Below are 9,831 nucleotides of genomic sequence, written 5' to 3' on the forward strand. Positions count from 1 at the left end.
CCTCGTAAAGGAACACGCCCATGCGCAAGTCGTCGCTCCGTCGTGCCTGTGCGGCCCTGGCCGCCGTCACCTCTCTCGCCCTGGCCGTCACCGCGTGCGGTGGCACCACCAAGAAGGACGTCGCCGCCGACAGCGGTTCGGCCGTCGCGGGCGGCACGGCCGACCCGAACGCCGCGACGAAGAAGGGTCTGACCGTGGGCTTCCTGCCCAAGGCGGTCAACAACCCGTACTTCACGACGTCCGACAAGGGCGGCGAGGCGGCGCTGAAGGAGCTGGGCTCCAGCTACAAGGAGGTCGGCACCTCGAGCGCCACGGACACCGCCGGCCAGGTCTCCTACGTCAACACCCTCACCCAGCAGCAGGTCGACGCGATGGCCGTCTCGGCGCAGGACCCGGGCGCGCTGTGCACGGCGCTGAAGCAGGCGATGAAGGGCGGCATCAAGGTCGTCACCTACGACTCCGACACCAAGGCGGACTGCCGCAACGCGTTCGTGTCGCAGGCCAGTGCCGAGGACCTGGGCCGCACGGAGGTGCAGCTGCTGGCCGAGCAGATCGGTTACAAGGGCGAGATCGCGATCCTGTCGGCGGCGCAGACCGCGACGAACCAGAACACCTGGATCGACTACATGAAGGAGGAGCTGAAGGACCCGAAGTACAAGGACATGAAGCTGGTCAAGGTCGCCTACGGCAACGACGAGGCCCAGCAGTCCTTCCAGCAGACCCAGGGCCTGCTCCAGGAGTACCCGGACCTGAAGGGGATCATCTCCCCGACCACGGTCGGCATCAAGGCGGCCGCGCAGTACCTGTCCGGCTCGAAGTACAAGGGCAAGGTCAAGCTGACCGGTCTCGGCACGCCGAACGACATGCGCAAGTACGTCAAGAACGGCACGGTCGAGGGCTTCGAGCTGTGGGACCCGGCCAAGCTGGGCGAGCTCGCCGCGCGGACCGCGGTCGCGCTGGCCTCGGGGCAGATCACCGGCAAGGAGGGCGAGACCTTCACGGCCGGCGCCATGGGCTCGTACACCATCGGCAAGGACGGCGTGATCAGCCTCGGCAAGCCGACCGTGTTCGACGCCAAGAACATCGACCAGTTCAACTTCTGATTCCCCAAGGGGTGTTGATGCAACGCGTGTGCTTCCTGCTGAAGGTCCGGGCGGAGCGCCTCGACGAGTACCGCGAGCGGCACGCCGCCGTGTGGCCGGAGATGCTCGACGCGCTCTCCGCCACCGGCTGGCACAACTACTCGCTGTTCCTTCGCGAGGACGGCCTGCTCGTCGGTTACCTGGAGACCGAGGACTTCGCGGCCGCCCAGGCAGGCATGGAGGCCACCGACGTCAACGCCCGCTGGCAGGCGGAGATGGCGCCGTTCTTCGAGTCGCTGGACGGCGCCAGACCCGACGAGGCGATGAAACCCCTCACGGAAGTCTTCCACCTCTCCTGACCTGGAGCCCCGGGGCTCGAACCCGCAGCGGGTTCGAGCCCTCAGGGGGCTCGGGCGGCCTTCCCGTGGCCCGAGCACCCGCCAGGACCGGAGCCTCCCCCCCCACGACCGGAACCACGACTGGAAACCCCATGACTGGAGCCCCCATGAGAAGACGCACGGTTCTCGCGAGCGCCCTGGCCGCCGCGGTGGCCGTCCCCGGCACGGCCCGGGCGGCCGCCCCAGGCCCCTCGGTCACCGCGTCGGGCACGACCCTGCTCGACGCACGGGCGATCTACTTCGTCTCCTACGACGGTCTCGTCAACAACAACGCCTTCCAGAAGAACGGCCTGCTGACGTACAAGGGCTACCAGTACGCGGCCTGGTACACCGCGACCCGCAACGCGGTCGTCGCCCGCCGGGCCCTGGGCGCCACCGGCTGGTCCACCATCACCCTCTCCCACCAGCTCAAGAGCGACGACTCGCACAACGTGATCTCCCTGGGCGTCTCCAGGACCGACGGCCGGCTGCACCTGAACATGGACTCGCACAGCGACGGCTTCTTCTACGTGAAATCGGCCGCGGGCCTCCTCGACAACCCGGCCGGCACCGCCTGGACCGCGGCGGTCCTCGGCCCCGTCCAGGCCACCCTCGACGGGCTCGCGCTCACCACGCAGTTCACCTACCCGCAGTTCGTCGCCACCCCCGAGGGAAGACTCCAGCTCAGCTATCGCGTCGGCGTCTCCGGCAACGGCCGCAACGCCCTCGCGGAGTACGACGGTTCGGCCTGGAAGGCACTGGGGGAGTGGACCTCCGCCACCGGCACCTACACCAGCGAGCACGGCTCCAGCACGGCCCGCAACATGTACCTGCACGGCATCGACTACGACGCCGGCGGCCGGCTGCACTCCTTCTTCACCTGGCGCGAACAGAACGGCGCCGTGATGTGCAACAGCGGCGGCATCACCAACCACGACACCGGCTACGTGTACTCCACCGACCGCGGCCGCACCTGGCGCAACGACGCCGGCACCCTCGTCGCCACGACCGGCGGCTCCGACGTGGTGGCGGTGACCGACAGCGGTCTGGTCGTCGACGTGCTCAACCCCGACCACTCCCTGATGAACCAGGAGAGCCAGGCCACCGACTCCGCCGGGCTGCCGCACGCGATCATCAGCTACGTCCCCGGCCGCTTCGGCCAGTGCACCACGAACTACGTCGCCGACCGCACCGCCAACGGCCGCGCCTTCCACCTCCGGAAGAACTCCTCCGGCGGCTGGCAGAAGACCGAGATCCCCATCGCCCTGAACTCCAGCCAGCGCACCAAACTGGTCCTGGACAAGTACGACAACGCCTACGCCGTCCTGCCCTACGGCCGGATCGCCGGCGCCTCGAAGTCCTCCGGCCACACCGACTGGACCCTGCTGTACGACGCCGCCGCGCTGAACGCCTTCGGCGAAGTCGTGATCGACGAATGGCGTGTCAAGGCGGACAACGTGCTGTCGTTCATGTACCAGGAGAAGTCCACCGCTACGACCCCTTCGGCACTGCGTGTCGCCGACTTCGCCCTGCCCGCCTGATCACACCTGCTCGCCCGGGGTCTGGCGGTAATGTGAAGCATTCCCGCCGCCCCATGTTCCTCTGGAGGTCCCCGCCCGATGGCCCAGTCGGTGGGTATCAAGGATGTCGCCCGCGCCGCCGGAGTCTCCGTCGGCACGGTCTCGAACGTCATCAACCGCCCGGACACGGTCGCCGGTGAGACCCGGGCCCGGGTGCTGTCCGCGATCGACCGGCTGGGCTACGTCCGCAGCGAGTCCGCGCGCCAGCTGCGCGCGGGCCGCAGCCGGATCATGGGGCTGCTCGTCCTCGACATGGGCAACCCCTTCTTCGTGGACGTCGCGCGCGGTGCCGAGCGGGCCGCGCGCGAGGCGGGGCTCGGCGTGATGGTCTGCAACAGCGCGCAGAACCCGGGCGAGGAGGCCGAGTACCTGTCGCTCTTCGCCGAGCAGCGGGTGCGGGGCGTGCTGCTCACCCCCGCCGACGCCACCGGACGCAACATCGACTCCTTCCGCCGGCACGGCATCCCCTTCGTCCTGGTCGACCGGGTGGCGGAGGGCACCACCGAGTGCTCGGTCTCCGTGGACGACGTGGCGGGCGGCGCGCTGGCCGTACGCCATCTCGTCGACGCCGGGCACCGCAGCATCGCCTACGTCTGCGGGCCGCCGGGCCTCAACCAGATCCGCGACCGCCGGACCGGCGCCCTGAACGCGCTCGCCGAGGCGGGCCTGGGCCCCGAGGCGCTGCGCGAGCTGCCGACCGAGCGGCTCGACGTCGCGGCGGGACGGGACGCGGGCGCCCGGCTGCTCGGCCTCGCGGACCGGCCGACCGCCGTCTTCTGCGCCAACGACCTGCTCGCCCTCGGCGTCCTCCAGGCCATGTACGCGGCCGGGGTCGGCGTCCCCGACGACCTCGCGATCGTCGGCTACGACGACATCGAGTTCGCGGCCGCCGCGGCCGTCCCGCTCACCTCCGTACGGCAGCCCGCCGTGACCCTGGGCGCGCTCGCCGCCGAGCTGCTCCTGGAGGAGACGGAGGCGGAGGCCGGTCGCAAGGCACACGAACACCGACGCGTCGTGCTCCAGCCCGAGTTGGTCGTCCGGCGCTCCAGCCTTCCCGGGCGCTGATCGGCCGTTCAGTAGCTGTTCATGATCCCCGGTCGGGCCGCGCCACCCCGGGTGTGCTGAACTGGGACGGCCCAGTCCGTCCGTATGGGGAGCCCTGTTGACCGTCAGTTACCGCCAGCCCGGTGTCCTCCTCACCGACCGTCACTTCACCGTCCCCCTCGATCACGACGACCCGGCCGCAGAAACGATCCAGCTCTACGGCCGGGAAGTCGTCGCGAGCGACCGGGCACGCCAGGACCTGCCGTGGCTGGTCTACCTCCAGGGCGGCCCCGGCTTCGGCGCCAACCGGTTCGTCGGCCGGCAGGCCTGGCTCGGCCGCGCCCTGGAGGAGTACCGCGTCCTCCTCCTGGACCAGCGCGGCACCGGCCACTCCACACCCGCCAACCGCCAGACGCTCCCGCTGCGCGGCGGCCCCGCCGAACAGGCCGACTACCTCGCCCGCTTCCGCGCCGACTCCATCGTCCGGGACTGCGAGGCGATCCGCCCCCAGGTCACCGGCGGCGCCCCCTGGACCGTCCTCGGCCAGAGCTTCGGCGGCTTCTGCACGGTCACGTACCTGTCCAAGGCGCCCGAAGGCCTGGCGGCGGCCATGCTCACCGGCGGCCTGCCCTCCCTGCACGCCCACGCCGAGGACGTCTACCGGGCCGCCTACCCGCGCATCGAACGCAAGGTCGCCGCCCACTACGCCCGCTACCCACAGGACGTCGAGCGCGCCCGCCGCATCGCCGACCACCTCCTCCACCACGAGGTGACCCTCCCCAACGGCTACCGGCTCACCGTCGAGGCCTTCCAGTCCCTCGGCATCCTCCTCGGCGGCGCCGAGGGCAGCCACCAGCTCCACTTCCTCCTCGAACGCGCCTTCGTGCGCACCCCGTCGGGCCTGGAGCTGTCCGACGCCTTCCAGGAAGAGGTCCAGGGCCTGCTCTCGTACGCCGGGCACCCCCTGTACGCCCTCGTCCACGAGGCGATCTACGGTCAGGACGGCCGCCCCACCGCCTGGTCGGCCGAACGCGTCCGCGCCGAGTTCCCGCAGTTCGACGCGGCCAAGACGCTCACCGGCGACGCACCCCTGCTGTTCACCGGCGAGTCCGTGCACCCCTGGATGTTCGACTGCGACCCGGCGCTGCGCCCGCTGCGCGAGACCGCCGAACACCTCGCCGCCCGTACCGACTGGCAGCCCCTCTACGACCCGGCGCGCCTGGCCGCCAACGAGGTTCCGGTCGCGGCGGCCGTCTACCACGACGACATGTACGTCGACACGGCCCACTCCCTGGAGACCGCCCGCGCCGTCCGCGGCCTGCGCACCTGGGTCACGAACGAGTTCGAACACGACGGCGTACGGGCCGGCGGCCCCCGCGTCCTGGACCGCCTCCTGGCCCTGACCCGCGACGAGGTGTGAGCCGGGCGGCGCGCCGACCGACTTGCGGGTGGCGCCCGCCGACCGGCCTGCGGGCAGGACCGGACCTGAGGGATCCTCGGTCCGTCCCTGCCCGCAGACCGACGACCGGAGCCGCCGCAGCCGTCGATCGCCGAGACGGCGGCTTGCCGCCCGGCCCGCATGCGGACAGGGCGCTTGGCCCATGCGTCGGCGACTGGTCCCGACCTGGGCAATCACTCGCGCGTTCGGTCAGGAACGGCCGTTCCGGCCGCTTCGGGGCGGCTGTCAGGGGTGGTGGCCGGGGCTGCGGCACCGCGCTGCTGTGCAGCTCGCTTCGCTGCCGTGTTCCTGGCGTGAGCCTCGCGTCGTAGTCGGCGTTCGTAGTCGGCGATCTGACGGGCCACGGGGACGCTGGTGGCAGTTCGGATCAACCGCTCGTTTTCACGGTCCACCAGGAACGGACCGTTGCCTCCCGAACGAGGCCGCAGCCTCTGACCGTCCCGGACGGCCCCCCAGTGGAAGATCCACCCGAACGGCAAAGCCTCCACGCGCAGGATCCGAAGGTCGTACTCGACCTGGCCCCGCACCTTGTCGATCTCGGCAAGCACCAGTCGGCGCGCGTCCTCCTCAGTGAGCATCGCCCGATGATGCCACGGCGCCCCTATCGGCCCAGGGCCATTCCCGTGTGCTCCGGCGCTGCCGAACAGATGGCCTCGATTGCTCTTCCCCGGCACGTCGCGATTTCGTAGGGTCCGATCATTCGAGACCGGCCCTGGGGGGCGTGTGGCTTTTCTTGTGGCTCGGAGTCGTGTCCTGCGCGTGATCCGCGGCGTGGGCTCGTTCTTGAAAGAACTCCTGGTGGAGTTCGCCGGGGAGGTGGTGCTGAGGGTCATCGCGTGCCTTGCCGTGGCGGGTCTGGCTCTGGCGTTCGTCCGGGGTTGGGAGCGCAGCCCGCTCGTCACCGGCGGCATAGGCGGTGCCCTGCTGGCCTTCCTCGGCTACGGGGTCCGGGAGTTGCTTCGCCCCGCCGAACCAGGGCGGCGCGGGCGACTGGCCGGCGTAGCGGCCGCCACGTTCGCTGTGGCAGCCCTCTTCGTCGCCTACGCCTGGCCCTGCGATTGCTCCTGAACGGTCAGGCCGGACAAAAGCCTGACGATCGCCGCGGCGGATGGATCACGGACCGCTTCGTCCCGAAGCAACTCGGGCGGGCGTTCGAGCTTGGAGCGCTGCGTCTCCCACCTGCTGAGACGGTCCGTAGACGTCCGCCGCTGTGTACTGGCGTCATCACGCGGTCAGACACTCGCACGGCCGGGGTTCCTTCACTCTTCCCCAGGCGGAATGAGGCGCTCGGCGCTCTCTGCGTCGTCCACATGTCCGTGCGCGTCGACGGTGATCGGGGGTGGCCCGTCCCCTGCACGTGACGAGCCGAGCAAGCACCTGCTCGGCCGAAGGTCCGTTGTCGGGTCCCTCGTCCTCCGGTACGCGCGCCGGCCACCACCCGGCACGGCGGCTACCGCCGGGTCGGCTCGCCCCAGGTGTGAGAAGTCCGGATGGCCGGGGTCCGGCCGGTGGCCTTCCCTGCCGAACTCCTGCCGGACGTGAAGCGGCATCTCGATGCCTATGCCGGGCGTGGTCGTGACGAACACATCTTCCTCGCCCCCGGGGGCGGCCGACTTCGGCGCAGCAACTTCCGAGACGACTGGACCAAAGCCAGGAAGGACGCCGGGGTGACGGTGGACGCTCACTTCCACGATCTTCGGCACACGGGGAACACCCTCGCCGCGTCCGGTGCGAGCCTGCGTGAACTGATGACCAGGATGGGACACAGCACACCCCGCGCAGTGCTGATCTATCAGCACATGGTCAACGGCCGTGACCGCGAGATCGCCGATCGGCTCGGATCGATGATCCGGAAGGAGCGTGGCGATGTGGCACCGTAGTGGCATTTCCGGCACGTGAGTGGCACGCCCGTGACCATGGCGAAGGGCCAGTTCGAGGGGATCATGCCCCTGAACTGGCCCTTAATCGTGTGCCCCCGGCAGGATTCGAACCTGCGACACCCGCTTCAGGAGCGAGGTGAGGCAAGTGCGGCTCTGACCTGCGAAACAGCCACGTGGGCGGAGAGGTGCATTCGGACACCTGTCGGTCCCGTCGTTCCCCGCTGGGTTCGGCACGGATCTGGCACGGGGAGCTCTGACGTTGCTCAACACTGCTTCAGTGATCGGCGCCCGCGCAGGGACCCGAAGCACCGTCTCCGAGCAGGGGAAGGGCTGGCGTCGTCTGTCGTCGTCTGTCGTCGTCGGCCGCCCTCGGACGGCCCACGGACGGCCCGGCGCGCGGTCGGATCCGAGGTGCCCAACTCCATAGCGCAGCTGCATCCCCGGTCTGTCTGGGGTCGTGTCGTGGCACGGGCCGTCGGCCGGCATCCGGTGCTACGCGCGCCGACGGCGGTCCGTGTCTCACCGCCGACGCTGCTGGTGGTTGTCGCGACGGTCGGGCTCGCATGGTGACTCTTCGCGATCTATCACCTGACCAGCCGCGCGTCTACCGCTGTCCGTTCCGTCCCACCGAGGCGCCGCACGGGCGAAAGGTGCACATTGGACATATGCATCTTGGCCAGCGGTTCGCCGTCACATGGCAGCGGTGGCACGCCACCCGGGCATTGGTGCTGATCCCCATTGTGTTGATCGTCTCGATCACAGTCGTGGACATCCACACCCCGGAAACCGTCCACCTCGGTCCACTGCTGGTCGTAGCCCCTGCTATCACGGTGGCGATGGGTGGGGTCTGGCTGACCGGACTGATCGGCGCACTGGCGGTGGTGGCTCAGGTAGTCATCGCCGTTTTCCACGGGGGCCTGACCACGCCCAACCACATCTGCCAGATCATCGGGCTCACAATCCTCTCGATGTTGGCCGTGATCGTCTGCCTGGTGCGTGACCGGCGCAGGGCTGAGCTCGCACAGGTGCGGTCCGTTTCCGAGGCCGCGCAGCGGGCGCTGCTACGCCCGCTGCCCCGCCGGCTGGGCACTCTGCACCTCTCGTGCACGTACCTGGCCGCCGCGAGGGAAGCCCATATTGGCGGTGACCTGTACGCCGTGGCCCATACCGGCAACCACACTCGCATGCTCATCGGCGACGTCAGGGGGAAGGGACTGAACGCAGTGGGTGAGGCGGCTGCGCTGATGGGCGCATTCCAGGAGGCCGCCCACCATCACGCCACACTGCCGGCGCTCGCCAGCGCTCTGGACCGCAGTGCGTGCCGCTACTCCGCCCAGTTCCTCGGGGCGGACGACGAGGCTGAGGAGCACTTCATCACCGCGCTGCTGCTGGAGATCCCCGACCATGGCTCTGTGGCGCGGTTGACGCACTGCGGGCACCCGCCGCCCCTGCTGATCAGCCGGGGGCGGGTGACGAGTGTCCCGAGTTCCGCAGCGCCGCCCCTGGGTCTGTGCGGGCTGACGCACCACATTCGCACTTCACACACGTTCCCGTTCGAGGCCGGTGACACGCTCCTGCTGTACACCGACGGTCTCGCGGAGGCCCGCGACAGCAGCGGCGCCTTTTACCCCCTGGAAGAGCGACTCGCCCAGTGGACCAAGTGCCATCCCGACACGCTCCTCGAGTGTGTCCAGCACGACCTCCTGGCCCACACCGGCGGGGCCCTCCGCGACGATGCCGCCATGCTCGCCGTACGGCGAACGGCAACGACGCACGCCGGACACCTCGGCGGCGAGCTGATAGGCAGCGATGGCCGCCCGATGGCTGACCTGAACCGCCACTAGTGTTCTGAGTCGGGAATTCCATTCAGATGTATAGGCTTGCCCTATGGCACGGATGGGGCGGCCGAAGGCCGAGTTGACGCTGTCGGACGAGGAACGGGCCGCGCTCGAGGGGTGGGTGCGGCGTCGTTCCACGCCGCAGGCGTGGGCATTGCGGTGCCGGATCATCCTGGCCTGTGCAACCGGCGCGTCGAACAAGGACGTTGCGGAGCAGTTGGGTTCGACGCCTCATGCGGTGGGCCGCTGGCGGGCCCGGTTCGTGCAGTACCGGATCGCCGGTCTGGGTGACATGCCGCGTCCGGGCGGCCCCAGGACCGTGACGGACGAGCAGGTCGCCGCGGTGGTCACCAGGACGCTGGAGTCCACTCCGAAGGACGCGACGCACTGGTCGACGCGGTCGATGGCGAAGGAGATGGGCCTCTCGCAGTCGTCGGTGTCACGGATCTGGCGGGCGTTCGGCCTGCAGCCGCACAGGTCGCAGACCTTCAAGCTGTCGACCGATCCGTACTTCGTCGACAAGGTCCACGATGTCGTGGGCCTGTATCTGGACCCGCCCGAGCGGGCCCTG

Annotated in this window: 9 protein-coding genes and 1 pseudogene; 9 read left to right on the forward strand and 1 reads right to left on the reverse strand. The window is 69.8% G+C overall.

Translation table 11 applies throughout. The features are described 5' to 3' along the window. Window positions 1-20: 20 nt before the first annotated feature. The 5 genes from rhaS to ACZ60B_RS38155 all read left to right on the forward strand — a co-directional run bounded on the left by rhaS (window position 21) and on the right by ACZ60B_RS38155 (window position 5,503). Complete coding sequence (gene rhaS / locus ACZ60B_RS38135; RefSeq protein WP_469395514.1) at window positions 21-1,103, forward strand: rhamnose ABC transporter substrate-binding protein; 1,083 nt, start codon at window positions 21-23, stop codon at window positions 1,101-1,103. 17 nt (window positions 1,104-1,120) lie between these two features. Then, window positions 1,121-1,441 carry an L-rhamnose mutarotase gene (locus tag ACZ60B_RS38140; RefSeq protein ID WP_152893892.1) on the forward strand — a complete coding sequence of 107 codons (321 nt, stop codon included), beginning with the start codon at window positions 1,121-1,123 and terminating at the stop codon, window positions 1,439-1,441. Between the two features lie 146 nt (window positions 1,442-1,587). After that, on the forward strand, window positions 1,588-3,000 hold the full coding sequence (locus ACZ60B_RS38145) for a BNR repeat-containing protein (RefSeq protein WP_469395517.1): 1,413 nt from the start codon (window positions 1,588-1,590) through the stop codon (window positions 2,998-3,000). A 78-nt stretch (window positions 3,001-3,078) separates the two neighbouring features. Next, complete coding sequence (locus tag ACZ60B_RS38150; protein WP_469395519.1) at window positions 3,079-4,104, forward strand: LacI family DNA-binding transcriptional regulator; 1,026 nt, start codon at window positions 3,079-3,081, stop codon at window positions 4,102-4,104. 97 nt (window positions 4,105-4,201) lie between these two features. Then, the gene (locus ACZ60B_RS38155) at window positions 4,202-5,503 is read left to right on the forward strand and encodes an alpha/beta fold hydrolase (protein ID WP_469395521.1); all 1,302 of its coding nucleotides are present in this window, start codon (window positions 4,202-4,204) and stop codon (window positions 5,501-5,503) included. Window positions 5,504-5,715: 212 nt separating this feature from the next. Here the strand turns inward: ACZ60B_RS38155 and ACZ60B_RS38160 are convergent, their stop codons facing one another. After that, window positions 5,716-6,120, reverse strand: a complete 405-nt coding sequence (locus ACZ60B_RS38160; protein WP_469395523.1) for a hypothetical protein — start codon at window positions 6,118-6,120, stop codon at window positions 5,716-5,718. A gap of 193 nt (window positions 6,121-6,313) precedes the next feature. Between ACZ60B_RS38160 and ACZ60B_RS38165 the strand changes: the two genes are divergently transcribed. The 4 genes and pseudogenes from ACZ60B_RS38165 to ACZ60B_RS38180 form a co-directional block, all read left to right on the forward strand. Next, window positions 6,314-6,610: a hypothetical protein gene (locus ACZ60B_RS38165; RefSeq protein ID WP_469395525.1), complete on the forward strand. Its 297-nt coding sequence runs from the start codon at window positions 6,314-6,316 to the stop codon at window positions 6,608-6,610. A 425-nt stretch (window positions 6,611-7,035) separates the two neighbouring features. Beyond that, window positions 7,036-7,422, forward strand: a pseudogene (locus ACZ60B_RS38170) (tyrosine-type recombinase/integrase); the annotation flags it as partial. A gap of 665 nt (window positions 7,423-8,087) precedes the next feature. Then, entirely contained in the window at window positions 8,088-9,266 is a 1,179-nt protein-coding gene (locus ACZ60B_RS38175) for a PP2C family protein-serine/threonine phosphatase (protein WP_469395527.1), read from the forward strand. 52 nt (window positions 9,267-9,318) lie between these two features. Further along, window positions 9,319-9,831: IS630 family transposase (locus tag ACZ60B_RS38180; protein WP_469395529.1), on the forward strand; the 513-nt coding region annotated here is incomplete at its 3' end.

This window comes from Streptomyces sp. NPDC104096 (genome assembly GCF_055584385.1).

Excerpts from the sequence above, each read along its gene's own strand:
- ACZ60B_RS38175 (WP_469395527.1), top strand. The coding sequence starts at position 8,088 with ATGCATCTTGGCCAGCGGTTCGCCGTCACATGGCAGCGGTGGCACGCC.
- ACZ60B_RS38160 (WP_469395523.1), bottom strand. The coding sequence starts at position 6,120 with ATGCTCACTGAGGAGGACGCGCGCCGACTGGTGCTTGCCGAGATCGAC.
- ACZ60B_RS38140 (WP_152893892.1), top strand. The coding sequence starts at position 1,121 with ATGCAACGCGTGTGCTTCCTGCTGAAGGTCCGGGCGGAGCGCCTCGAC.
- ACZ60B_RS38150 (WP_469395519.1), top strand. The coding sequence starts at position 3,079 with ATGGCCCAGTCGGTGGGTATCAAGGATGTCGCCCGCGCCGCCGGAGTC.
- rhaS (WP_469395514.1), top strand. The coding sequence starts at position 21 with ATGCGCAAGTCGTCGCTCCGTCGTGCCTGTGCGGCCCTGGCCGCCGTC.
- ACZ60B_RS38145 (WP_469395517.1), top strand. The coding sequence starts at position 1,588 with ATGAGAAGACGCACGGTTCTCGCGAGCGCCCTGGCCGCCGCGGTGGCC.